Below are 23,626 nucleotides of genomic sequence, written 5' to 3'. Positions count from 1 at the left end.
TTTTCTATCTTTTTGCTTGATGCAGCAACACTCCACAACATAATATAAAACGGAGCAAAACTTCAAAATATATAAGGCGGAACTGGATGTCACTATTAGCCAGGCTGGAACAAAGTGTACACGAAAACGGTGGGCTGATTGTCTCATGCCAACCGGTACCAGGCAGCCCTATGGATAAACCTGAAATTGTGGCTGCAATGGCACAGGCAGCGGCTTCGGCGGGTGCGGTCGCTGTGCGCATTGAAGGCATTGAGAATCTGCGGGCTGTTCGTCCCCATCTTTCTGTTCCTATTATTGGGATAATTAAACGTGACCTTACAGGGTCGCCAGTCCGTATCACTCCCTATTTACAGGATGTTGACGCCCTGGCGCAGGCAGGTGCCGATATTATCGCTTTTGATGCCTCATTCCGCTCTCGCCCGGTTGATATTGATAGTTTACTGACACGTATTCGCCTGCATGGATTACTGGCGATGGCAGACTGTTCAACCGTGAATGAAGGCATAAGTTGCCATCAGAAAGGAATCGAATTCATTGGTACAACACTGTCTGGCTATACCGGCCCCATCACGCCGGTTGAGCCAGATTTGGCAATGGTGACACAACTGAGCCATGCAGGTTGTCGTGTTATTGCCGAGGGGCGCTATAACACGCCTGCACTGGCGGCCAATGCTATTGAGCATGGTGCCTGGGCAGTTACCGTTGGTTCCGCTATCACCCGTATCGAGCATATCTGTCAGTGGTTCAGTCACGCAGTAAAACGCTGAACAGGAAAAGAAAATGAACACGCTTACTATTGATATGTATGTCTCAGAGAATAATCCGACGTTAATAATGCTATCGGCAAATACGATCCCCAGGCCTGAAGCCTGTTTGAACGCAATATCGGATATCTGCTATTTCAGGTATCCGGCAGGACATACGTCTGGGCATCACCATTGGTGGAGCATAAATGCTCTGCCTTTTACATCTCATGATTACCGTCATTGAGAGTAACAAAAACTATTACTTGATCTGAATATCGTATCGTCTGAATGATGGGAAGATAAAAATACACAGACGATGACCGCAACTCTACTCAAAACCATAAGCAGGAAAGAACTATGATTACACATTCTTTCGGCATCGTTAACTATCTTGTATTATTTGGCTACCTCCTGGCCATGATGTTAGTCGGTGTCTATTTTTCCAGACGGCAAAAAACAGCAGACGATTATTTTCGCGGTGGTGGCCGGGTTCCTGGTTGGGCGGCTGGGGTCAGTGTATTTGCTACTACGTTAAGCTCAATTACATTTATGTCAATTCCTGCCAAAGCGTTTACTTCCGACTGGACGTTTATCATTGGTCAGTATCTGGCTATCGCAATTTTACCGCTGGTTTTTTATTTCTATATTCCGTTTTTTCGGAAATTGAAAGTCACATCAGCCTATGAATATCTCGAAGCACGGTTCGATGTGCGCTGCCGTCTATTCGCCAGCATGTCATTTATGTTGTTTCATATCGGACGTATCGCCATTATCACTTTCCTCACCGTGCTGGCCTTGCGCCCCTTCATCGCTATAGACCCGGTGATTTTGGTACTGTTGATTAGCGTGATGTGTATCATTTATACTTGGATGGGTGGAATTGAAGGAGTAATATGGACTGATGTTATTCAAGGCCTCTTACTTTCTGGCAGCGCGATACTGATTTTTATAGTGATATGTCTCAAAGTCCAGGGCGGCATTGGTGAAATTTTTACGGTGACGCAGCAGGCGGATAAATTCTTTCCGGCTACGCAGTTCCACTGGAGCTGGACGGAAAGCACAGTACCTGTATTGATGATTGGTTTTCTGTTTGCCAATATTCAGCAATTTACTGCCAGTCAGGATGTGGTCCAACGCTATATCGTGACTGACTCCATAGAGGAAACGAAGAAAACATTACTTACAAATGCCAAACTGGTTGCTGTGATCCCTGTTTTCTTTTTTGCTATCGGCTCGGCATTGTTTGTCTACTATCAGCAACATCCACAATTATTACCGGCGGGATTCAACACTGGCGGCATTTTGCCCTTATTCGTGGTCACCGAAATGCCAGTCGGCATTGCAGGGTTGATAATCGCCGCTATTTTCGCTGCTGCGCAGTCCAGTATCTCCAGCAGCTTAAACAGCATTTCCAGTTGTTTTAATTCCGATATCTATCAGCGTTTGAGTCATAAAAAAAGAACGCCTGAAAACCGTATGAAAATAGCTAAGTTAGTTATTCTGGTCGCGGGCCTGATAAGTAGCGCGGCCTCAGTATGGCTGGTCATGGCCGATGAATCAGAAATCTGGGATGCATTTAATAGTCTGATAGGTCTGATGGGAGGGCCAATGACCGGTCTGTTCATGCTGGGCATTTTCTTTAAACGAGCAAATGCCGGGAGTGCGGTTTTAGGAATTATTATCAGCGTCATTACCGTGCTGGGCGCACGCTATGCCACTGACCTTAACTTCTTCTTTTATGGGGTCATTGGCTCGCTAAGCGTGGTGATCAGCGGCGTTATTTTCGCCCCGTTATTTGCCCCGGCACCGCCATTGACGCTGGATGAAAAACCTGAGCCAAAGGTGACATTATGATTTCATGATACCACGCTATACCGACACAGCACACGGTGACGCCAACGCGCGGGGCGACAATACCGGGCCAGATATAAACCATCCGTCAGATGGCGCGCTATAAACACCGTAAGAGCAAACAGATTACTCTCCAGTGATGTTCTGTCATAAGTTGGCAACGCGATGTAAATATTCCCCCTCCTTTACTTACATCGCGCTTTTTTTCATGCCGCAGACTTGATAGGCTCTGCTCTGTTCGATATTGCAGGCTTTGTGCCGCAATCAGCCCTCAAGAGCAGGAACTATATGGAGCCTCAACCCCCACGTCTTAAACCCGGAAAAATCCTTGACACTCTGGGTGCTATGCAAAAAAGCCTGACACGTGCCTCCCAGCGTATTGCGCAATATATTTTAGCCTTCCCCAGACAGGTGACACAGTCATCTATTGCCGATTTGTCGCGCGACACACAGGCCGGAGAAGCCACGGTTATTCGCTTTTGTCGCACCCTGGGCTATAAAGGTTTTCAGGATTTTAAAATGGACCTGGCCATTGAACTTGCCACTACCGAGTCTGATGACAGTAGTCCTCTACTGGATGCCGAAGTTAGCGAATCCGATGATGCCCACGCCATTGGTTTAAAATTGCAGAACACCATTAGTAATGTATTGTCTGAAACGCTAAATCTGCTTGATATGCAACAGGTTCTCGGTGTCGTGGACGCCCTACGTCACTGTCACTCAGTTTATATCTTTGGTGTGGGCTCATCGGGGATCACGGCGCTGGATATGAAACACAAGCTAATGCGTATTGGTTTACGGGGCGATGCGGTAAGCAATAACCATTTTATGTACATGCAGGCTACGCTATTAAAAGCAGGCGATGTCGCGATGGGTGTCAGTCACTCGGGCACATCGCCAGAAACAGTGCATTCACTCCGATTGGCCCGACAGGCTGGCGCCACCACAGTCGCCATTACCCATAATCTGGGTTCTCCATTATGTGAAGAGGCCGATTTTTGCCTGATCAATGGTAATCGGCAAGGAATGTTGCAGGGTGACTCGATCGGTACGAAAGCCGCGCAGCTTTTCGTCTTTGACCTGCTCTATACCCTTCTTGTACAGTCCTCGCCGGAACAGGCCCGAGAAAGCAAATTACGGACAATGAATGCCCTGGACATGACAAAATAATTCCCTTCACGTACAGGCGTCATTTTCCTTTTTTGTCCATGAGTCTGCTGGACGCTTTATAGACAACAAAGCCCGGTCTCCCGGGCTCTGAAAGTCAATGCTATATTAGCTGTATGCGTGGAGCGTTCGCTGACAAAGCGCCGAGCGCACGCAGTCGTCTTTGTTGAAATGCACAATCCCTACCATTTCATCTTCTTCAAAGCGTTCCAACGCATCGCTCAATCCGGAACGCACGCCGCGCGGCAGGTCGCATTGCGTAATATCGCCATTGACAATGACCGTGACATTTTCGCCTAGTCGCGTCAAAAACATTTTCATTTGCGCCGCAGTCACATTTTGCGCCTCGTCGAGGATCACGACCGCATTTTCAAAAGTACGCCCACGCATATAGGCGAACGGGGCAATTTCTACCTTACCGATTTCCGGGCGCAAACAATATTGCATAAAGGACGTGCCCAACCGTTTAAGCAGGACATCGTAGACGGGACGAAAATAAGGCGCAAATTTTTCAGCGATATCACCGGGCAAAAAACCAAGATCTTCATCAGCCTGCAATACCGGACGCGTCACAATGATCCTCTCGACGTCCTTATGAATCAATGCTTCTGCCGCCTTTGCCGCACTGATCCATGTTTTTCCACAGCCGGCTTCGCCGGTCGCAAAAATAAGCTGTTTACTGTCGATAGCGTTCAGATAATGCGCCTGTGCTTCATTTCGCGCCTTAACAGGCGAGGTATCGCGACTATCGCGCGCCATGCCAATGGCTTCTACTCCGCCCATCTGTACCAGTGACGTGACCGATTCTTCTTCACGTTGCTTATGACTACGCGAATCTCGTCTCAACACACGCTTTGCTTCACGACGAGCTTTGATCACTGCTTTTTGTCTTCCCATGGATAGCACCTTGAGTTGTAGGTATACATCACCCGCGTTCTCTTGAACGCGATTATGCGCACACACATCTGAGGGTTGGCTTCCTTGTAAGCCTTAGCTTGCTTTTTGAAACGACGCCACACACGGCTACGCGCACCACATATGACGTCATGGGTATGGACAGTAAGAGAAATGATGAGAGCTTTTAAGATGACAAGACCACCACCGGAGAGAGAATGTCCGTACAGGGTGTTGTAACTACTGTAAACAATGTGTCCTGGTGCGGACATTACCATTCGCGATCTCCATAGTGAGTGACCATCACTGCCGGGGAACTACCGCTATTACTACTAAGTACAACACAAAACATCAATAATGCAACAATATATTCACCAAACATTAACCAAACATTATTGCGTCATTGTCAGTCTCTTACAGAAAGATTACACAATTATTTCATTAGCAGGAGACTAAAAAAGATAATCATTAGCTACTATGGGTATTAATGGTAAAACCACCCATAACCCATTGAATATTCAACATATAAAAGGTTAAAACGGAGTAATTAACGTGTCCTCTCTCCCATCGCTAAAACGGCATTATTTATGCAAAATTTTGTGCGGCATACTTACGCCGGTAACGCTGACTCGTTTTAATTTTTGTCATTACTCTATTGCGTCAAGGCTATTGGTACCATTAACAGGCGATTTCATATATGGCCAGTTAGTGATTACTCGAGACGTATTACGCCCGCGTTAACGGCGCTCAAGGGCTAAAAATAGTTTGAGAGAGCGTCCTCATTTACCTGAACATCTTCAGTCAATCGGTACGGGACTTATCAGAGGACCAGGCAGGCGTATAACGCCGCCTGGTAAAATATGTCCGATGGCGATAATGCTATCGGACATGTCGGTTATTCCGCCTGTAGCTTCGACGGCGGCGCGGAATGATAATGCGCGTCCGCTTTTGCAAAGCGTTCCTGCATCGCTGCTGTCGGCGCTTTGCCAAGCAGGCTAAAGATTACGATCCCCAGGCTGCCGAAAATGAAGCCAGGGATAATCTCATACAGATCCAGCCAGCCATATTGTTTCCAGACGATAACCGTCACCGCGCCAATAATCATTCCCGCCAGCGCGCCGTTACGTGTCATACGCGACCACATCACAGAAAACAGGACAACAGGCCCAAATGCCGCGCCGAATCCAGCCCAGGCGTAGCTCACCAGCCCCAGCACACGGTTATCGGGGTTCGCCGCCAGCGCAATGGCGATCAGCGCTACCACCAGCACCATCACTCGCCCTACCCATACCAGCTCTTGCTGGCTGGCGCTTTTACGCAGAAAAGCCTTATATAAATCTTCCGTAATCGCGCTGGAGCATACCAGCAACTGACAGCTCAACGTCGACATCACCGCCGCCAGGATAGCAGACAGCAGAACACCGGCAATCCACGGGTTAAACAGGATCTGCGCCAGTTCAATAAATACGCGTTCTGAGTTTTGGTTCACCGCCCCGGCCAGCGCGGGGTTATTGTTAAAGTACGCAATGCCAAAGAAGCCCACCGCCACCGCGCCCGCCAGACACAGAATCATCCAGGTCATACTGATACGACGCGCATGAACAATACTGTGATGGGAATCCGCCGCCATAAAGCGCGCCAGGATATGCGGCTGACCGAAGTAACCCAGTCCCCAGCCCATCAGAGAAATAATAGCGACAAAATTCAGCCCCTTGAGCATGTCGACATTCTCGATGCTCTTTTGCTTGATCACCTCCAGCGACTCGCTAAAACCGCCTACGCCGACAATAACCATCACCGGCGTCAGGATTAACGCAAAAATCATCAGGCTGGCCTGAACGGTATCCGTCCAGCTAACGGCAAGAAACCCGCCGATAAAGGTATAAATAATGGTTGCCGCGGCCCCCGCCCACAGTGCGGTTTCATAGCTCATACCGAAGGTGCTTTCGAACAGTCGTGCCCCAGCGACAATACCTGATGCGCAATAGATAGTGAAAAACAGCAGAATGACCAGCGCGGAAATAATACGCAGGACTCGGCTCTTATCTTCAAACCGACCGGTAAAATAGTCCGGTAGCGTGAGCGCGTTATTGTTAAATTCGGTATGCACGCGCAGGCGCCCGGCCACCAGCTTCCAGTTAATCCATGCGCCTAACGTCAGGCCAATGGCGATCCAGCTTTCAGAGATCCCCGACAGAAAGATAGCGCCAGGCAGCCCCATTAACAGCCAGCCGCTCATATCCGACGCGCCGGCTGATAAAGCCGTAACAAACGGCCCCAGGCTGCGACCGCCAAGAATATAGTCATCAAAGTTTTTGGTTGAGCGCCAGGCGATAAACCCAATCAATATCATGCCAAAAATATAGACACAGAATGTCACCAACATCGGTGTGCTAATAGCCATCAAGGTTCTCCAAATTTATTTATTGGCACTACCGTAGCGTGCCGTTTTGTACCCTGCCGGAACGTGGCAAGGGTGTTATGTTTACCAGGGCGACCGTATCCTGCCGGAAGCGGTGGTTATTCACAATCGATTTAACACACCATTTACATCAAATTTGATTGCAGAGGGATACTATTTTCTCCAGGTTGCACTCTCTCACATTTTTTGCGGTTGCACCTTTTAAAAGTGTTAACTACCGCAGAGAAAATAAATCCAGATGGTTTTCCCCGTCAGACTCCCCCTTTCTTTTTTTAACAATTTATTCATTTTTAAGCTTGCAACGCAGGTCACATTTAACGCGGTTGCACAAAGTTGCAACATGGTGGATATTTTCCGCTAACTATTGGTTAGCAGATAGAGCAAATAACAGGAGTAGAGGGTATGGGAACCACCACGATGGGGGTTAAGCTGGACGACGCCACGCGCGAACGGATCAAAATGGCCGCGTCGCGTATCGATCGCACGCCGCACTGGTTAATAAAACAGGCAATCTTTAGCTATCTGGACAAGCTGGAAAATAGCGATACGCTACCGGAGCTACCTGCGCTGTTTGCCGGCGCGGCAAATGAAAGCGAGGAGCCGGTCGCGCCGCAGGATGAGCCGCATCAGCCCTTTCTGGAGTTTGCCGAACAGATTCTTCCCCAATCCGTCTCTCGCGCCGCCATCACCGCCGCCTGGCGCCGCCCGGAAACCGATGCGGTATCAATGCTAATGGAACAGGCGCGCCTGTCGCCGCCTGTCGCTGAGCAGGCGCATAAACTGGCGTATCAACTGGCGGAGAAATTGCGCAATCAAAAATCCGCCAGCGGTCGCGCGGGTATGGTACAAGGCCTGTTGCAGGAGTTTTCCCTCTCTTCGCAAGAAGGCGTAGCGCTGATGTGTCTGGCGGAAGCGCTGCTGCGTATTCCTGACAAAGCTACGCGCGATGCGTTAATTCGCGACAAAATCAGTAATGGCAACTGGCAGTCGCATATTGGCCGTAGCCCGTCACTGTTTGTAAATGCCGCCACCTGGGGGCTGCTCTTTACCGGCCGACTGGTCTCAACGCATAACGAAGCCAATCTATCGCGCTCGCTGAACCGCATTATCGGCAAGAGCGGCGAACCGTTAATCCGCAAAGGCGTCGACATGGCGATGCGTTTAATGGGCGAGCAGTTCGTGACTGGTGAAACCATTGCTCAGGCGCTGGCGAATGCCCGAAAACTGGAAGAGAAAGGGTTCCGCTATTCTTACGATATGCTGGGCGAAGCCGCGTTAACCGCCGCCGATGCGCAGGCTTATATGGTCTCTTACCAGCAAGCGATTCATGCCATCGGCAAAGCGTCTAACGGTCGCGGTATTTACGAAGGGCCAGGCATCTCAATTAAGCTGTCCGCCCTGCATCCACGCTATAGTCGTGCACAATACGATCGGGTAATGGAGGAGCTTTATCCGCGCCTGAAATCCCTGACGCTGCTGGCGCGCCAGTATGATATCGGTCTCAATATCGACGCCGAAGAGGCGGATCGTCTGGAGATCTCGCTCGATCTGCTGGAAAAACTCTGCTTCGAACCCGAACTCGCAGGCTGGAACGGCATTGGCTTTGTGATCCAGGCTTACCAAAAACGCTGTCCACTGGTCATTGATTATTTAGTCGATCTGGCCTCCCGTAGCCGCCGTCGGCTGATGATTCGTCTGGTGAAAGGCGCCTACTGGGATAGCGAAATCAAACGCGCGCAAATGGAAGGGCTGGAGGGCTATCCGGTTTATACCCGCAAAGTGTATACCGATGTCTCTTATCTGGCCTGCGCGAAAAAACTGCTCGCCGTTCCTAATCTGATCTACCCGCAGTTCGCGACCCATAACGCTCACACACTGGCGGCGATTTATCATCTGGCCGGGCAAAATTACTATCCGGGTCAGTACGAATTCCAGTGCCTGCACGGCATGGGCGAACCGCTGTATGAACAGGTCACCGGTAAAGTAGCGGACGGAAAACTTAACCGTCCCTGCCGTATTTACGCGCCGGTGGGAACACACGAAACCCTGCTGGCCTATCTGGTACGACGCCTGCTGGAAAACGGCGCCAACACCTCTTTTGTCAACCGCATCGCCGATGCCACCCTACCGCTCGATGAACTGGTGGCCGACCCGGTCGATGCCGTGGAAAAACTGGCGCAGCAGGAAGGTCAGGCTGGCATACCGCATCCGAAAATTCCGCTGCCGCGCGATCTGTACGGCGAAGGTCGGATAAACTCCGCCGGACTTGATTTAGCGAATGAACATCGCCTCGCCTCGCTTTCTTCTGCCCTGTTAAGCAACGCCATGCAGAAATGGCAGGCCAAACCTGTGCTGGAACAACCGGTGGCCGACGGTGAGATGACGCCGGTTATCAACCCAGCGGAACCGAAAGATATTGTCGGCTGGGGACGCGAAGCGACAGAAAGCGAAGCTGAACAGGCATTGCAAAACGCGGTCAATCAGGCACCGGTTTGGTTTGCGACGCCGCCGCAAGAACGCGCCGCCATTTTGCAGCGGGCGGCGGTATTAATGGAAGACCAAATGCAGCAGTTGATTGGCCTGTTGGTACGTGAAGCGGGGAAAACGTTCAGCAACGCCATTGCCGAAGTGCGCGAAGCGGTAGACTTCCTCTATTATTATGCCGGCCAAGTGCGTGACGATTTCGATAACGAAACGCATCGCCCGTTAGGGCCGGTAGTCTGCATCAGTCCGTGGAACTTCCCGCTGGCCATTTTCACCGGCCAAATCGCCGCCGCGCTGGCGGCAGGTAACAGCGTTCTGGCGAAACCGGCAGAGCAGACATCGCTGATTGCCGCCCAGGGCATTGCCATTTTGCTGGAAGCGGGCGTACCGCCGGGCGTCGTGCAACTGTTGCCGGGACGGGGAGAAACCGTCGGCGCCCAGCTTACCGCCGATGCGCGTGTACGCGGCGTGATGTTTACCGGTTCCACGGAGGTCGCGACGTTGTTGCAGCGCAACATTGCCACACGTCTTGACGCCCAGGGCCGCCCTATTCCGTTGATTGCGGAAACCGGCGGTATGAACGCTATGATTGTCGACTCTTCCGCGCTCACCGAGCAGGTAGTCGTGGATGTGCTGGCTTCCGCTTTCGACAGCGCCGGACAACGCTGTTCCGCGCTCCGCGTGCTGTGTTTGCAGGACGATATCGCCGAACATACGCTGAAAATGTTACGCGGCGCGATGGCGGAGTGTCGGATGGGGAATCTAGGCCGTCTGACGACCGATATCGGGCCGGTGATTGATAGCGAGGCCAAAGCCAACATCGAGCGTCATATCCAGACGATGCGCGCCAAAGGCCGCCCGGTTTTCCAGGCCGCGCGTGAAAACAACGATGACGCGCAGGAATGGCAGACCGGTACGTTTGTTATGCCCACGCTTATTGAGCTGGAAAACTTCGCAGAACTGGAAAAAGAGGTCTTCGGGCCCGTGCTGCATGTCGTGCGTTATAACCGTAACCAACTGGCGGAGCTTATCGAACAGATTAACGCTTCCGGCTACGGGCTAACGCTGGGCGTACATACCCGTATTGATGAAACCATTGCGCAAGTCACCGGTTCCGCCCATGTCGGCAACCTGTACGTTAACCGTAATATGGTGGGCGCGGTCGTCGGCGTCCAGCCGTTTGGCGGCGAAGGACTGTCCGGTACCGGGCCAAAAGCGGGAGGGCCGCTCTATCTCTACCGCCTGCTGGCACACCGCCCGCCCAATGCGCTCAATACGACGCTGACTCGTCAGGATGCGCGTTACCCGGTGGATGCGCAGCTTAAAACCACGCTACTCGCGCCGTTGACCGCCCTGACACAATGGGCGGCGGATCGCCCGGCGCTACAGACGCTCTGCCGACAATTCGCCGATCTGGCCCAGGCCGGCACGCAGCGCCTGCTACCGGGGCCGACCGGCGAGCGCAATACCTGGACGTTGTTGCCGCGTGAACGGGTATTATGCCTGGCTGATGATGAACAGGACGCGTTGACGCAGCTTGCCGCCGTTCTCGCCGTCGGCAGTCAGGCGCTATGGTCAGACGACGCCTTCCACCGCGATCTGGCGAAACGTCTCCCCGCCGCCGCTGCGGCGCGTGTCCAGTTTGCGAAAGCGGAAACGCTGATGGCGCAGCCGTTTGACGCGGTGATTTTCCACGGCGACTCCGACAAGCTGCGAACCGTGTGCGAAGCCGTCGCCGCCCGCGAAGGCGCGATAGTGTCGGTACAGGGTTTCGCCCGCGGCGAAAGCAATATACTGTTGGAACGGCTCTATATTGAACGTTCGCTGAGCGTAAACACTGCCGCCGCTGGCGGTAATGCCAGCCTGATGACAATTGGCTAATACTGTGGTTAATTAAGGCTCCGTCAATGGAGCCTTTTTACTCGCGTCAGAGGACCGTATGAAACGAATTTTCCTTACCTGCGCGGCGTTGTTGATCAGCAGTCAGGCGTTGGCCGATGAGTGTGCCAGCGCCAGTACGCAGCTGGAAATGAATCGCTGCGCCGCCGCGCAATACCAGGCGGCAGATAAAAAGCTGAACGAAACCTATCAAAGCGCGCTTAAGCGTGCGCAACCGCCGCAGCGCGAGCTGTTACAAAAAGCACAGGTGGCATGGATTGCCCTGCGCGACGCCGATTGCGCGCTGATTCGCTCAGGTACGGAGGGCGGCAGCGTTCAACCCATGATCGCCAGCCAGTGCCTGACCGATAAAACGAACGAACGCGAAGCGTTTTTAGCCTCGCTGCTGCAATGTGAAGAGGGTGATTTGAGCTGCCCACTGCCGCCAGCCGGTTAACGCACGCGAACCCCTTCAATAATAATGCGCTGAACGCTTTCGACCGTTTGGTTGAAAAAGGCTTCATCGCGAAGCGTCGCGCCGGTTACCGCCTCAACCTGAGGGGCAAAATCGGCGTAATGTTGCGTGGCGGCCCAAATCATGAAGATCAAATGGTGCGGGGAGACGGGCGCCAGTTTCCCGCTGTGCACCCATCCGGCAATCAGCGCGGATTTTTCATCTATCAACGCTTTTAGATCGCCGGTCAGTTCCTCCATTAAGAGCGGCGCGCCCGCCAGCATCTCCATGCAGAAGAGCCGCGACGCCTGCGGATAATCACGCGAAACCTCCAGCTTGAGACAGATATACTCTTTGATGGCCTCCAGAGGGGAAGATTCTGCGCGAAACGCCTTGAGCGGCGCCAACCAGACATCCAGAATCTGTCGCATTACCGCGACATACAGCGCCTCTTTCGAGGGATAATAATAAAGCAGATTGGTTTTGGAGACGCCTGCCCGCTCGGCAACCTGTTCAAGACGCGCGCCATGAATGCCATACTGGGAAAAAACGGCAAGCGCGGCGGTTAAGATAAGCTGCCGTTTTGCACCGGTGGCCTGCGAACGTTTCCCGATTTTTTTCTCTGTGCGTTGCGACATGCGCCCTCTCCTTTTCGTCAGGACGCAAGCATACCAAATCCGGCTTATAAACAAAAAAACCGCCGGAAATCCGGCGGCGGTGGCGCATGACGCTTTTTAGCGCGAAACGCTCAGCGTCTTGCTGTTGTGACGCAGGCTAGCTATTACGGTTACTGCTTTTGCCCCCTTTTTTGCCTGCTTCGGATGCACGCTGCGGGTCATTCTTAAAATTGCCCCCGCTGTGCTGACCACCTTTACGACCTGCTTCTGATGCTCTTTCGCGGTCTTCCGCAAAATTACCGGAACCGCCACGATGGTTTGCCATTACTGACCTCCGTCATAGATTAGACATCATATTGCATAGGTAATGAGGAGTATCTCCTCGCGCCGCGTATGAACGATATCATCAGTAACGCCGCGTAACATTAAGCATAGTGAAAAACGCCGTGGTAGGCCGCTTACCGAAATATTCTGCAACATCAGAAGCCGAATATGCAGAATAATAACAATGAGAAATAAATAAGTTATTCTTATACTTGGGAAAATCAAAGCGCTTAAAAATGTATCATTTTGCAACAAAGGTAGCCAAATTAATTATTGTTATAAATCAAAGAAATGGCGCTGAAATTTGCACTCTTCACAGGAGGGCATATCTTTAAATAGACGTAGCGAATCGCTACACACCTGATTAATCTGAGGAGTAGTACAAATGGCAAAGATTCTGGTGCTCTATTATTCCATGTACGGACACATTGAAACCATGGCGCACGCGGTGGCGGAAGGGGCAAAGAAAGTCGACGGCGCAGAGGTCATTATAAAGCGTGTGCCAGAAACAATGCCGCCTGAAATCTTCGCAAAAGCTGGCGGTAAAACGCAAAACGCACCGGTTGCCACCCCACAGGAGCTGGCGGATTACGATGCCATTATTTTTGGTACGCCAACCCGGTTTGGCAATATGTCAGGCCAGATGCGTACCTTCCTGGACCAAACCGGCGGACTGTGGGCATCCGGCGCGTTATACGGCAAGCTCGGCAGCGTGTTCAGTTCTACCGGAACGGGCGGCGGCCAGGAGCAGACCATCACCTCGACCTGGACTACGCTTGCCCATCATGGGATGGTGATTGTCCCGATAGGCTATGCCGCACAGGAACTGTTTGACGTCTCCCAGGTTCGCGGCGGCACGCCTTACGGCGCAACGACTATCGCTGGAGGCGACGGTTCACGTCAACCAAGCCAGGAGGAACTCTCTATCGCTCGCTATCAGGGGGAATACGTCGCCGGTCTGGCAGTCAAACTCAACGGCTAATCTTCAACAGGAGGATTCGAATGCCAACTCAAGAAGCAAAAGCGCACCGCGTCGGCGAATGGGCAAGCCTGCGTAATACGTCGCCGGAAATTGCCGAAGCCATTTTTGAAGTCGCTCACTATGACGAGAAACTGGCAGAAAAAATATGGGAAGAAGGTAGCGATGAGGTGCTGATCAAAGCCTTTGAGAAAACGGACAAAGACTCGCTCTTCTGGGGCGAACAAATCATCGAACGTAAAAACGTATAACACAAACGCCCCGCCTGCGCGGGGGCATACGGCTATTTTGCGGCAGTGTTCATGACGTTATCAAACTTATCCAGCGGACAGAAGCCGTTCGCATCCACCGGACATCCTTTCAGTTCCAGCGTTACCCTTTGCGCGGGCGATTTAAGCGTTAATGCTTCCGCGTTACGTAACTGCCGGGCGCTCTGGTAGACATACTCAATTTTCATCAAATCCCGGTTAGCGTTGCCGTCATGCCAGCGTTGGAAGACAAGCTGACCGCCAATCGGCGTTCTCTCATACTGGTCATGGAGCTGATAGGGTTTAAAATCCAGCGCCGTCAGCAGCGACGCGATATTGGAATCATGCCCCACCAGCACGGTAACCTTCGGCGCGCTAACGCGATCGGCAACCAGCACCTTATCGATATATTTCACCAGCGGCGCAGCGACATTGCGTGCCACCGTGGGTGAGGTAAACAGGCTGTCCTGGTAGCCGTTTTTCAGTTTTGACAGCACCTTCCACTGCCGATCGGTGTGAATCCCGCCCCAGGCGACCTGATCCATCGGAAACCCTTCGTAATATTGCAGGGTAAACGCGTCCACCAGCGAGTTCCCTACTTTCAGCGGCCCCTGCACGCCAGGCTCTTGCTGATAGTTCGCGCTGAAGGTATCTTTCGCGTCGATTAGCGAACACTGATGCTTCTCTTTGCAGGACGGCGAGTCCTGATAATGCGTTATCTGCTCAAGCAGTTTATAACTCTCATCAAGATGTAGCTGACTACGCGCCTTTTCCATCGCCTGTACGGCCTGTTGCCGGAACGCGGCGGAATCATCGGTAATCACCGGATTGAAGGTAGGGTCCATAGTGCCCATTTTTTCCTGATGATGAACAGGAATATCACAGCCGGGGAAAGCGCCGGTAATGAAAAATTGCGCGGTGGCGACGGTGCGCTGCAAACTATTCGCATAGGCATATACCGTGTCGGGCGCCGGACATTCTCCCGACGGTATCAGCCCCTGCGCGACCAGCCATTCACGTGTGTAGTGTCCCATATAGACTTCCAGCACGCCGCCTTTCGTCGTCAGTTCCCCGCCGGGAACGTCCCACGCCGGCCAGGCGTTCGGCGTCGACTGCGCCAGTACGCTGCCATTATTCGCCAGCGGCGCCCGCAGATTATGGCGGCTCATCATCAGCACCTGTTGTAATTGATAACCCTCCGGCGTTGTCTGCGCCTGTACGGCGGATGACAACAAAACAGCCCCTGCCACAGCAACAGCGAGTAATGATTTTTTCATCCCTATGACCTCTTGTTGTTATCAAATCGTTCTGAGTGTGACAGAAATGGATCATTTTTCCGGGAACGATTTCGCAAAACGGGGGTTTTTCTTACAGTAAACGCGTTAGCGCCGGGAAACCCCGGCGCATATTCAGAACGTTTTTGCCCACCATAGCCGAAGCTTCATGCCCCAGTAGCTGGTCCAGCCGCTGGTGGTGAACACAACCCGACCTTGTGAAACCACCACCAGCGTTGGCGTCACGCTGATTTCCCAGCCAGCGGATAAGGCGCCGTTAGCATCATTGACGACCGGGAAGTCAACGCCCTTGCGCGCCAGCCAGCGGGCAACCTCAGCGTCATCGCCGGAGCGGAGCGCAACGGTCATGACGTTTTCCCCTTCCGCCGCCAGGCGAGCGACCGCAGGCGTAGTAAAGCGGCATACCCCGCACCAGCTGGCCCAAAAATAGAGCAGTACGGGGCGTTCCTCGCTCAAGGTCGCCAGAGTCGTCGACTCTCCCGTCAGCGTATGTAACGGTGTCGCGGCAAACGCCGGAGGCGCCTGCGGCGCGCGCCAGACGTCCATGACCACCATTATCGCGATGAGGAGCGCCAGAAAAACCGCGGCTTCACGCAGCCAACGCCGCAGTTTACCCGCCATTGGCAGCCGCCAGTTTTTCTTTCACCACCGCTTCCAGCGTATCCCAGGGCACTGCGCCCGGAATCAGCTCGTCGCCAATGATCGTCGCTGGCGTTCCTTGCACGCCGACCAGCCTTGCCAACTGCAAATTAGTGCGTATCGTTTCCATGCTTTTTTCATCCAGCGTCACTGGCGTAGCCCCTGCTTTCTGCTGGGCCTGTTTAATACTGTCATCCGTATGGTAACCGCGCTTTTGCATGAGTTTTTCATGTAGCGCGAGGAACTGTTGCGGATGCTCGCGCCAGGTGGTCAGCGCAATACGCGCCGCCAGTACGGAGCTCTCTCCTTTGAATGGCAGCGGTTTAATAATGACCGCAACGTCAGGATATTTCTGCACAATCTTTTCCAGCATCGGATCGAGCTGTTTGCAGTACGGGCAGTTGTAATCCGTAAAGTTCACCAGCGTCAGCTTAGGGTGTTTAGCGCCTATCCGCGGGCTGGCAGGATCGTTAAACAACGCCGCATGGATCAGATTTTCAATCTGCTTTTCCTGATCCGGCGTAAAAGGAGCGGTTTCTTGCGCGATGCTCAGCGTCGAAAACAGCGCCAGCAGCAAAACAATCATGTATTTCATTGGGTTATTCCTTTCGCTTTTTTCAACGTTTGTAATACCGCATCGCGGGTCAGCAAAGTGGGCAGTGCCTCCCCTTCCGGCAAGCCGGGGCCATATACCTGATTAAACGGCACGGCAACCTGGCCACGCGTTTTCAGAAAATCTGTAATGGCATCGGACGGCAGCGTCCAGTCTCCCCACAGCGCCACAACATCCGGCTGTTGCAAGGCAGCCTGTACATCCTCTTTTTGCAGGACGTTGTATTTATTCACTTTACAGGTAATACACCAGTCCGCAGTGACATCGACAAATACCCGCTTATGCTGCGCCAGCGCCGACTGGATTGCCTGTTCACTCAACGGTTGCCACTGAACCGTGTCTTGCGCGCTCTTTGACGCAGTGAAGCCGAAATGCGGCAGGAGTAACGTCGCCAGCCAGATAGCCGACCCCAGCATCATCAGACCGAGGATCCTGCGCAGGACATTCATCCAGCGCCCGGGGCGCGGTAAACGTAGCGCAAGCCCTGGTCGTATCGCGACCAGTAGCCACGGCGCGCTCATTCCCAGGCCAAGCGCAAGGAACAGCCCCCACAGCGTCGGCAGCGACGCCGTGAGCGCCACGGCGACCGCCGTGCCCAGAAACGGCGCGCTACAAGGCGTCGCCAGCAGCGTGGCGAATGCCCCCTGCCAGAAATGTCCCGACATACCGTTACCGCCGTAAGTGGCCAGTTTCGTGGTCATAGATGAGGGAAGCCTGAACTCAAAAAGCCCGAACAGGCTGGCGCTAAACAACAACATCACCAGCGCCATAAAACCAATAAACCATACATTCTGGAACTGGATTCCCCAAGCCAGCGCATGGTTTGACAGGCGAAGGAGGGTCATAAACGCCGCCAGCGCCATAAATGACGCAATGATACCGGCGACCGAAGCCAAAAATTGTCGCCTGATGTGAGAGCGGCTTTTTTCCTCTACCAATAAAATAGAGCCAAGTTTCATGCCCAGAACCGGCAGTACGCAGGGCATTAAATTAAGAATCAGTCCGCCGATCAGCGCCATCATTACAACTTGCCAGAAAGGTAGCGCCGCATTGTCCGGCGTTTGCGCTGGCGCAGCGCCAATGGTTTGCGTGCTCTCCTGGGCGATAGCGCCATCGGCTAACACGAGGGTCAGCGATTTGTTGCGCAAATCGGGCGCCTTTTCGCCCCAACTGTCCGTCACCGGCACCGTCGCCTGTAACCTGTCGCCCTCTACGCGCAGGCGAGGCTTCGCAAAATCGACGTCATCTATGGTGTCAAGATAGAGCCCGGGCGATGACCAGCCCGCCGCTCGCGTAGCAGTGACCACCAGTTCTCCCGGGCGATAGCCGACGTCAAGCGAGTCCGTTAGTCCACTGCGGAGCGGAACTTTACCCATCGCCCGCGCATAGTCATGGGCAAAATCGGCATTCTGCACAGTGGGCGTCACGGAAAAGGGGTAATCGGTCAACAGACAAACATTGCTGCAGGTTGATAACGTCAACACGCCGCTCAAGGTCGCGGGCGGCGTACCGCGCACGATCATCGGAAAGGTCACCTCGTCGTGATATCCCTGGGTGGTGATATTCGCCACATCAAAGCGCGAGGGGGTTGGCCAGAACCAACTTACCTCAGGCATGTCGCCTTTCCAGGCGATAGAGGGCGCCACGCCCCCTTCCCCCGGCGCGCGCCAGTAGGTTTTCCAGCCGTTTTCCAGTTTGACATCCAGCAACAGCCGGGTCTCACCGTTAGCGGACGTATCGGCACGTAGCCGTATGCTGGCATGGTCGTTATCGGGCGAACGCAGCCAGCCGCTTTCCGCCGCCCAGGAAACGGGCAGCCAAAGCCATAACAGGCAGAACAGTATCCGCCTGAACAAAATCATCATATTTTTTCTCCGTGAATGAGTAATTAACCGTTAGCAATAACCGGTCTGTCATTCACGGAAGACACAAAATCGTAGATGTACCCGTAATGTGGGCGGCGAAATAGCCCGTGGAGGCGAAAACGGCAGGCGCATGACCCGGACAGGCGCCAGTAAGGAAAGCAGTAGACAAAGCGCAAGGATAGCGCCTTCAAAGAGTACCGGAGGCGCCGCCAGCAGCGACTTGGCGCTTAATTCGCAGGGGGTGACCGGCGAGCCGTCATCTGTCGAGGAGGGAGCGCTGACCACCGCAGCAGCGGCCGTCGCCTGCATCTGCAAGGCGTGCAGGCCCGCCATGCGTTGCGCGGTACAAACCATTACCACGACACATGCAAGGCAAAGAAACCACCAGCCCATCCGTTGTTGTTTCGCCATTGCGCCCTCACTGTTTAACGCGAGTTATCTTAGCCACTGGCGCGGTTTTGGCAACCTTTCCCCTGTAAAGTTATGTCGGCGCGCTGCGCAACCTTCTGATAGTCGAACAACGTAATTTATTCTTACTAATGATATAACTGGTGTTTTCATACGCACTTTTCAGGTTTACCCTACACTTAGTGGAGAAACCTTTTTGGGGTCCCTTCTGTATGTATTGATTTAGCGAGATGATGCTATGGAACTTAAGGATTATTACGCCATTATGGGCGTGAAACCGACGGACGATCTCAAGACGATTAAGACCGCCTATCGCCGACTGGCCCGCAAGTACCATCCAGATGTCAGCAAAGAACCCGATGCCGAAGCCCGTTTCAAAGAGGTTGCTGAAGCATGGGAAGTGCTGAGTGATGAGCAACGGCGCGCCGAGTATGACCAGTTATGGCAACACCGTAACGATCCACAATTTAATCGCCAGTTCCAGCAACACGAAGGCCAGCCGTATAACGCCGAAGATTTTGATGATATTTTCTCGTCTATTTTTGGTCAGCACGGTCGCCATTCGCACCACCGCCACGCCGCACGCGGTCATGATATCGAAATTGAAGTGGCGGTATTCCTGGAAGAAACGCTGGAAGAGCACCAGCGTACGATTAGCTATTCCGTCCCCGTTTATAACGCGTTCGGCCTGGTGGAGCGGGAAATTCCCAAAACATTGAATGTGAAAATCCCGGCTGGCGTCAGCAACGGACAACGAATCAGACTGAAAGGCCAGGGCACGCCGGGGGAAAACGGCGGACCTAATGGCGATTTATGGCTCGTTATCCATATTGCCCCGCATCCGCTCTTTGATATTGTCAATCAGGATCTGGAAGTCGTCCTTCCGCTTGCCCCATGGGAGGCGGCGCTCGGCGCTAAGGTGTCTGTGCCAACGCTTAAAGAGCGTATTTTGCTGACCATTCCCCCCGGCAGCCAGGCAGGTCAGCGGCTGCGTATCAAAGGAAAAGGATTAGCCAGTAAAAAGCACACTGGCGATCTCTATGCCATCATCAAAATCGTTATGCCGCCGAAACCTGACGAGAAGACAGCTGCCCTGTGGCAACAACTGGCGGACGCGCAGTCGTCCTTTGACCCACGCCAGCAATGGGGGAAAGCATAATGGCTAACATCACTGTCACCTTTACCATCACCGAATTTTGTTTGCACACCGGCGTGACGGAAGAGGAGCTAAACGAAATCGTCGGACTTGGCGTAATTGAGCCTTACGAAGACGATAACGCCGACTGGCAATTCGACGATCGCGCAGCGAGCGTGGTACAACGCGCGCTACGCTTACGCGAGGAGCTGGCGCTCGACTGGCCTGGGATCGCGGTCGCGTTAACGCTGCTGGAAGAGAATTCACGGCTGCGCGAAGAAAACCGGTTACTGCTGCAACGCCTTTCTCGCTTTATCTCGCATCCCTAATCCACGATAAAGGCAATAAACCGAGGGTGGGCTTTCTGCCCACCCCGGATTTACATGTACCCGGTATAATACCAGAATGCCTCTGACATACTTCCCCCAACGGAAGAAATATAGCCTTTCACCGCGCACAACCCGATCAACGAACCGCCAATGTCAGCCATTAATGCGCCATTGCGAAGATCATCGTTTAAATAAAGACCAGCCACACGTTCACATTTTTTAGATACGTCGGTTATTTTTACACGTTAGCGATCATTTATTGCCTGAAGAATATATTCTTTCACTGTTTTGTACTCTCTGGTTGATACGTACCTTCTCCCTGTCAATGCCGGGTAAAATGTACCGCTGCGCTTACAGGTTGCGGTATTTATAAATAAGAAATACAACAGTCACTTACAGTTTAATAATTGAGCGTTATAACATCCACTACCGCCCAATATTTACACCACGCCTAAAATACAAAAATGTAATAGAATGTAAACAAAATAAGAGCATAAAATAAATAACTTATTAAAAAATCAATATAAATAGAGTGGTCAATAAAAAACGATCGTTTTCAACGAGTTATGTTTCTCAGATTTTCATCTATCCTGAATAGGCTTGCGGAAAATGTAATTTACACCATTGACTATTTCACTTAAAAGGTTTCTGTAATGGAATGGAAGGTCGTTGATACAGTTATAAGTCCCTCTACCGGAGTGTCGTTCTCATGCATACATAGCCTAAAAAATCTTAGATTGACCTTATGGTATCAGGCAGATGTTTACATGCCTCCAGGTAGCATTATCATCCCCTTTAATAAGGGGGTCTTAATAAACGATAAACTTTATCCCGTTACTGTTTACAACGTTACCAGGTTTAATGCTGTTCTATGGAAATCGCTTAAAGAAAATAGCCACTGTCCTGGTAACTGCAATCCTAAACCAGAAGCCTGCAGTTATCCTTTCGAGTGTCTGGTATCCGTTTGTCCATTTGGTTTAACCAGAAATATTCAAATAGATAATAAGAAAGTTTAGGAAATAAAGTATGCATTAGCCATACTACTGATTAAGTGTATTCGCGCACGTTTGCAGTATTTTGCAGTTAAATATGTTTGATATAAAAATTGTACAGTTCGGATATTTTTTGATTCGTTTAATCTAACCTTCACTTTGGCAACGAGGAGCCGGTACAGAGGATATTACTGATGGCCGGCAGACAAAGAAACGCATTGCTTTTAACACTGTATAAATTCCATCCGTGACATTCTTATTTAGTGATATTTCACCAGAGCAATCATCTTACCTTTATTGTGCATAAAAATCAGCAAGTAGTGTTTAGAAAAAATAATGTTTTAGACAAAAGCTCTGCGCGTCATGCTGATCGCCAAAAGCATAACGGGCTGACATCATGTCAGCCCGTGGGTTTATCCCTGCTCTGATACCTACGGTACGCTTATCGTCATATTGTCATGACCGACAATGACAGGGCCCGGGTAATTTTTCATGGCTTCCTGTTGCCAGACGTCATCCGCAACCGTCGCAGGCACCAGATGACTTAACACCAGTTTTTTCACGTGGGCCTCGCGAGCAATCTTACCGACATCTTCAATCGTGGTGTGATGCGACGCAATCGCTTCAGCCAGCGTTTTTCCGTTGCCAATACTATTAGCCAGTTTTGCTACCGAAGGGACATGTACCGCCTCATGTACCAGGATATCCGCCCCTTGGGCAAACGTTGTAAGCGGCGGAAACCAGGACGTATCGCCAGAGAAGACGATTCGCTTACCCTGGGTATCAAAACGGTAAGCAAACGCTTCACCGTCCGGGAAAGGGGAATGAGGCACTTTTAGCGCGCTTATTGTGACCAGTTCATCTTTATAGATGACGCCCTGGCCAATATCGGTCGCCTTAACCAGGTTGCGCGGATCGGGTTTCCCCTCTTCCTCCATGCGTAGCGTGATATCCCTGTCAAAGACCTTCCAGCTAGCCTTCGTCATCGCCTGGGTTCCCGGCGGGCCATACACCTGTATGGTATGGTCTTTCAGACCACTTGCCCAGGCATTCATCAGCAAGGAAGGATAATCCAGTATGTGGTCGCTGTGCAGATGGGTGAGCAAAATAGTATTGATGTTGCGCAGTGGAATGCCGTTTTTCACCAGTTGCAGACTGGCGCCGTAGCCGGCATCTATCAGCCATATTTTATCGCCGATAGTGAGCGCCGTCGCTTGCGGTAGTCTGGCTGTATTGAGCAAAGAAGGCCCGCCTTTGGTGCCCAGTAAAACAATGTTGATCTCTTGAGGCGCAGGAGTACCGGCAGCAATGGCAAGGTGGCTTTGCGCCAGCATACAAACCGCCAGCATAGCGACGCTTTTTTTCATCATGTTTTTACTCTTCTTAGTTGAGAAAAGAGGGAACTTCACGTTGGCGAAACTGCGAAGGAGAACAGCCAGCAAGGCGATTAAAGAAACGGGCGAAATAAGCCGGATCTTTAAAACCTAATTGCCAGGCGATCTCGTTGACAGCATTGTCGGAAAAAAGCAGCAGTCGTTTCGCCTCGCGTAATTGCCGATCAAAAATCAGGCGTTTAGGCGGGCGATTAGCAAAACGTCGGCAAATATCGGTCAAACGAGATTCGGTAATATGCAACTCGCAGGCATAATCGGGCACCGTCCAGTGCTGATGGAAGTGGTTGTCAATTAACAGGGTAAAGCGCTGAAAAAGTTTCAGTTCACCGCGCATCCCGGTTGCGGCGTGATCGTCCAGCTTCGCATTACGCAACAGCAAGGTAAATACCGCCTGCGCCAGTAGCACCAGGGTATGTTCGCAGCCAGCCAGTTGTTCCGTGGACTCCCGCTCAATTAGCTGCCAGTAATGTTTGAGCGCCGCCAGCTCGTTGGGTTTATCCGCCAGCGACAGGCAGATTCCCGGCAGGACAAAGGCCTCTCTGGTGCCGGGATAAAGCACTTCCAGCAGCGGCCAAACCAGCTCTTCGCGTACCGTCAGAACATGGCCATCGCTATCCGATTCGGTAATAAAAGCATGCGGCACCGAGGGCGGCGTAAGCACAAATAGCGGCGCCTGCACCGAATAGCGATGATCGTCGAGCTGTAACTCAATCTGCCCGGTATCAAGAAAGTGCATTTGAAAAAACTGGTCGTGGCGATGCGCCTGCATATCACGACCAAAGAAATCCGCCATACGAGCAAACGACTGATAATGCACATCGTTACTGCCCATGCTTTCGTCATACTCTTTGCTGATATCAATATTGGCGATCGCACGTTGGCACATAGTTTC

The 23,626-nt window shown here is 52.1% G+C and carries 21 protein-coding genes; 10 read left to right on the top strand and 11 right to left on the bottom strand.

The genetic code is table 11. The features are described 5' to 3' along the window. Positions 1-86 precede the first annotated feature (86 nt). From N7E69_RS17700 to N7E69_RS17690, 3 genes are all read left to right on the top strand, one after another. Positions 87-767: an N-acetylmannosamine-6-phosphate 2-epimerase gene (locus tag N7E69_RS17700; RefSeq protein WP_000054241.1), complete on the top strand. Its 681-nt coding sequence runs from the start codon at positions 87-89 to the stop codon at positions 765-767. A gap of 336 nt (positions 768-1,103) precedes the next feature. Beyond that, entirely contained in the window at positions 1,104-2,600 is a 1,497-nt protein-coding gene (locus N7E69_RS17695; RefSeq protein WP_000628085.1) for a sodium:solute symporter, read from the top strand. 285 nt (positions 2,601-2,885) lie between these two features. Beyond that, the gene (locus tag N7E69_RS17690; protein WP_000433673.1) at positions 2,886-3,767 is read left to right on the top strand and encodes a MurR/RpiR family transcriptional regulator; all 882 of its coding nucleotides are present in this window, start codon (positions 2,886-2,888) and stop codon (positions 3,765-3,767) included. A gap of 105 nt (positions 3,768-3,872) precedes the next feature. Here N7E69_RS17690 and phoH read toward each other — a convergent pair whose 3' ends face one another. Next, positions 3,873-4,661 (bottom strand): phosphate starvation-inducible protein PhoH, encoded by a 789-nt coding sequence (gene phoH, locus N7E69_RS17685; RefSeq protein ID WP_000533528.1) that lies wholly within the window; start codon positions 4,659-4,661, stop codon positions 3,873-3,875. Between the two features lie 892 nt (positions 4,662-5,553). Next, entirely contained in the window at positions 5,554-7,062 is a 1,509-nt protein-coding gene (gene putP, locus N7E69_RS17680; RefSeq protein WP_001018467.1) for a sodium/proline symporter PutP, read from the bottom strand. Between the two features lie 420 nt (positions 7,063-7,482). Here putP and putA point away from each other — a divergent pair, with 420 nt between their 5' ends. Next, on the top strand, positions 7,483-11,445 hold the full coding sequence (putA, locus tag N7E69_RS17675; protein WP_261743138.1) for a trifunctional transcriptional regulator/proline dehydrogenase/L-glutamate gamma-semialdehyde dehydrogenase: 3,963 nt from the start codon (positions 7,483-7,485) through the stop codon (positions 11,443-11,445). A gap of 58 nt (positions 11,446-11,503) precedes the next feature. Further along, complete coding sequence (locus N7E69_RS17670; RefSeq protein ID WP_000821066.1) at positions 11,504-11,899, top strand: lysozyme inhibitor LprI family protein; 396 nt, start codon at positions 11,504-11,506, stop codon at positions 11,897-11,899. Here the strand turns inward: N7E69_RS17670 and rutR are convergent. Both rutR and N7E69_RS17660 read right to left on the bottom strand, forming a co-directional pair. Further along, positions 11,896-12,534, bottom strand: coding sequence for an HTH-type transcriptional regulator RutR (rutR, locus tag N7E69_RS17665; protein ID WP_000083130.1), 639 nt, complete (start codon positions 12,532-12,534; stop codon positions 11,896-11,898). The genes N7E69_RS17670 and rutR overlap by 4 nt on opposite strands. Before the next feature lie 136 nt (positions 12,535-12,670). Further along, positions 12,671-12,838, bottom strand: coding sequence for a general stress protein (locus N7E69_RS17660; protein ID WP_001273663.1), 168 nt, complete (start codon positions 12,836-12,838; stop codon positions 12,671-12,673). 384 nt (positions 12,839-13,222) lie between these two features. On the opposite strand from N7E69_RS17660, the gene wrbA reads away from it, so the two are divergent. After that, complete coding sequence (gene wrbA, locus N7E69_RS17655) at positions 13,223-13,819, top strand: NAD(P)H:quinone oxidoreductase (protein ID WP_001062898.1); 597 nt, start codon at positions 13,223-13,225, stop codon at positions 13,817-13,819. Between the two features lie 20 nt (positions 13,820-13,839). Then, complete coding sequence (locus tag N7E69_RS17650) at positions 13,840-14,067, top strand: YccJ family protein (RefSeq protein ID WP_001143125.1); 228 nt, start codon at positions 13,840-13,842, stop codon at positions 14,065-14,067. 32 nt (positions 14,068-14,099) lie between these two features. Here the strand turns inward: N7E69_RS17650 and agp are convergent, their stop codons facing one another. From agp to N7E69_RS17625, 5 genes are all read right to left on the bottom strand, one after another. Then, the gene (gene agp / locus N7E69_RS17645) at positions 14,100-15,341 is read right to left on the bottom strand and encodes a bifunctional glucose-1-phosphatase/inositol phosphatase (protein ID WP_000749193.1); all 1,242 of its coding nucleotides are present in this window, start codon (positions 15,339-15,341) and stop codon (positions 14,100-14,102) included. 132 nt (positions 15,342-15,473) lie between these two features. Continuing rightward, positions 15,474-15,980, bottom strand: a complete 507-nt coding sequence (locus N7E69_RS17640; RefSeq protein ID WP_000907523.1) for a protein disulfide oxidoreductase — start codon at positions 15,978-15,980, stop codon at positions 15,474-15,476. Continuing rightward, positions 15,970-16,593, bottom strand: coding sequence for a DsbA family protein (locus N7E69_RS17635; RefSeq protein WP_000876690.1), 624 nt, complete (start codon positions 16,591-16,593; stop codon positions 15,970-15,972). The genes N7E69_RS17640 and N7E69_RS17635 overlap by 11 nt, the downstream gene beginning before the upstream one ends. Then, positions 16,590-18,476, bottom strand: a complete 1,887-nt coding sequence (locus N7E69_RS17630) for a protein-disulfide reductase DsbD family protein (protein WP_000972969.1) — start codon at positions 18,474-18,476, stop codon at positions 16,590-16,592. Before N7E69_RS17630 ends, N7E69_RS17635 begins: the two co-directional genes overlap by 4 nt. A gap of 48 nt (positions 18,477-18,524) precedes the next feature. Next, positions 18,525-18,887, bottom strand: coding sequence for a copper resistance protein (locus N7E69_RS17625; protein WP_001118898.1), 363 nt, complete (start codon positions 18,885-18,887; stop codon positions 18,525-18,527). 235 nt (positions 18,888-19,122) lie between these two features. Between N7E69_RS17625 and cbpA the strand changes: the two genes are divergently transcribed. The 3 genes from cbpA to N7E69_RS17610 all read left to right on the top strand — a co-directional run bounded on the left by cbpA (position 19,123) and on the right by N7E69_RS17610 (position 21,364). Continuing rightward, positions 19,123-20,043, top strand: coding sequence for a curved DNA-binding protein (gene cbpA, locus N7E69_RS17620; protein WP_000420603.1), 921 nt, complete (start codon positions 19,123-19,125; stop codon positions 20,041-20,043). Next, positions 20,043-20,348, top strand: coding sequence for a chaperone modulator CbpM (gene cbpM, locus N7E69_RS17615; protein WP_001284251.1), 306 nt, complete (start codon positions 20,043-20,045; stop codon positions 20,346-20,348). Before cbpA ends, cbpM begins: the two co-directional genes overlap by 1 nt. Before the next feature lie 653 nt (positions 20,349-21,001). Next, positions 21,002-21,364 (top strand): anti-adapter protein IraM, encoded by a 363-nt coding sequence (locus tag N7E69_RS17610; RefSeq protein WP_001675818.1) that lies wholly within the window; start codon positions 21,002-21,004, stop codon positions 21,362-21,364. A 407-nt stretch (positions 21,365-21,771) separates the two neighbouring features. Here N7E69_RS17610 and N7E69_RS17605 read toward each other — a convergent pair whose 3' ends face one another. Together N7E69_RS17605 and hpaA are read right to left on the bottom strand one after the other, a co-directional pair. Continuing rightward, positions 21,772-22,710 (bottom strand): MBL fold metallo-hydrolase, encoded by a 939-nt coding sequence (locus N7E69_RS17605; protein WP_000976563.1) that lies wholly within the window; start codon positions 22,708-22,710, stop codon positions 21,772-21,774. A gap of 13 nt (positions 22,711-22,723) precedes the next feature. Further along, on the bottom strand, positions 22,724-23,620 hold the full coding sequence (gene hpaA / locus N7E69_RS17600) for a 4-hydroxyphenylacetate catabolism regulatory protein HpaA (RefSeq protein ID WP_001751832.1): 897 nt from the start codon (positions 23,618-23,620) through the stop codon (positions 22,724-22,726). Between the last annotated feature and the right edge of the window lie 6 nt (positions 23,621-23,626).

This window comes from Salmonella sp. 3C, from assembly GCF_025426275.1.
Lineage (GTDB): Bacteria > Pseudomonadota > Gammaproteobacteria > Enterobacterales > Enterobacteriaceae > Salmonella > Salmonella enterica.
Note: the sequence above shows the minus strand (reverse complement) of the source record. Positions and strands in the feature narration are given on the sequence as shown.

Coding starts and splice junctions, on each gene's coding strand:
- phoH (WP_000533528.1), bottom strand. CDS start 4,661: ATGGGAAGACAAAAAGCAGTGATCAAAGCTCGTCGTGAAGCAAAGCGT.
- N7E69_RS17605 (WP_000976563.1), bottom strand. CDS start 22,710: ATGATGAAAAAAAGCGTCGCTATGCTGGCGGTTTGTATGCTGGCGCAA.
- cbpA (WP_000420603.1), top strand. CDS start 19,123: ATGGAACTTAAGGATTATTACGCCATTATGGGCGTGAAACCGACGGAC.
- hpaA (WP_001751832.1), bottom strand. CDS start 23,620: ATGTGCCAACGTGCGATCGCCAATATTGATATCAGCAAAGAGTATGAC.
- N7E69_RS17670 (WP_000821066.1), top strand. CDS start 11,504: ATGAAACGAATTTTCCTTACCTGCGCGGCGTTGTTGATCAGCAGTCAG.
- wrbA (WP_001062898.1), top strand. CDS start 13,223: ATGGCAAAGATTCTGGTGCTCTATTATTCCATGTACGGACACATTGAA.
- agp (WP_000749193.1), bottom strand. CDS start 15,341: ATGAAAAAATCATTACTCGCTGTTGCTGTGGCAGGGGCTGTTTTGTTG.
- N7E69_RS17610 (WP_001675818.1), top strand. CDS start 21,002: ATGGAATGGAAGGTCGTTGATACAGTTATAAGTCCCTCTACCGGAGTG.
- N7E69_RS17635 (WP_000876690.1), bottom strand. CDS start 16,593: ATGAAATACATGATTGTTTTGCTGCTGGCGCTGTTTTCGACGCTGAGC.
- putA (WP_261743138.1), top strand. CDS start 7,483: ATGGGAACCACCACGATGGGGGTTAAGCTGGACGACGCCACGCGCGAA.
- N7E69_RS17650 (WP_001143125.1), top strand. CDS start 13,840: ATGCCAACTCAAGAAGCAAAAGCGCACCGCGTCGGCGAATGGGCAAGC.
- rutR (WP_000083130.1), bottom strand. CDS start 12,534: ATGTCGCAACGCACAGAGAAAAAAATCGGGAAACGTTCGCAGGCCACC.
- putP (WP_001018467.1), bottom strand. CDS start 7,062: ATGGCTATTAGCACACCGATGTTGGTGACATTCTGTGTCTATATTTTT.
- N7E69_RS17690 (WP_000433673.1), top strand. CDS start 2,886: ATGGAGCCTCAACCCCCACGTCTTAAACCCGGAAAAATCCTTGACACT.
- cbpM (WP_001284251.1), top strand. CDS start 20,043: ATGGCTAACATCACTGTCACCTTTACCATCACCGAATTTTGTTTGCAC.
- N7E69_RS17630 (WP_000972969.1), bottom strand. CDS start 18,476: ATGATGATTTTGTTCAGGCGGATACTGTTCTGCCTGTTATGGCTTTGG.
- N7E69_RS17700 (WP_000054241.1), top strand. CDS start 87: ATGTCACTATTAGCCAGGCTGGAACAAAGTGTACACGAAAACGGTGGG.
- N7E69_RS17640 (WP_000907523.1), bottom strand. CDS start 15,980: ATGGCGGGTAAACTGCGGCGTTGGCTGCGTGAAGCCGCGGTTTTTCTG.
- N7E69_RS17625 (WP_001118898.1), bottom strand. CDS start 18,887: ATGGCGAAACAACAACGGATGGGCTGGTGGTTTCTTTGCCTTGCATGT.
- N7E69_RS17660 (WP_001273663.1), bottom strand. CDS start 12,838: ATGGCAAACCATCGTGGCGGTTCCGGTAATTTTGCGGAAGACCGCGAA.
- N7E69_RS17695 (WP_000628085.1), top strand. CDS start 1,104: ATGATTACACATTCTTTCGGCATCGTTAACTATCTTGTATTATTTGGC.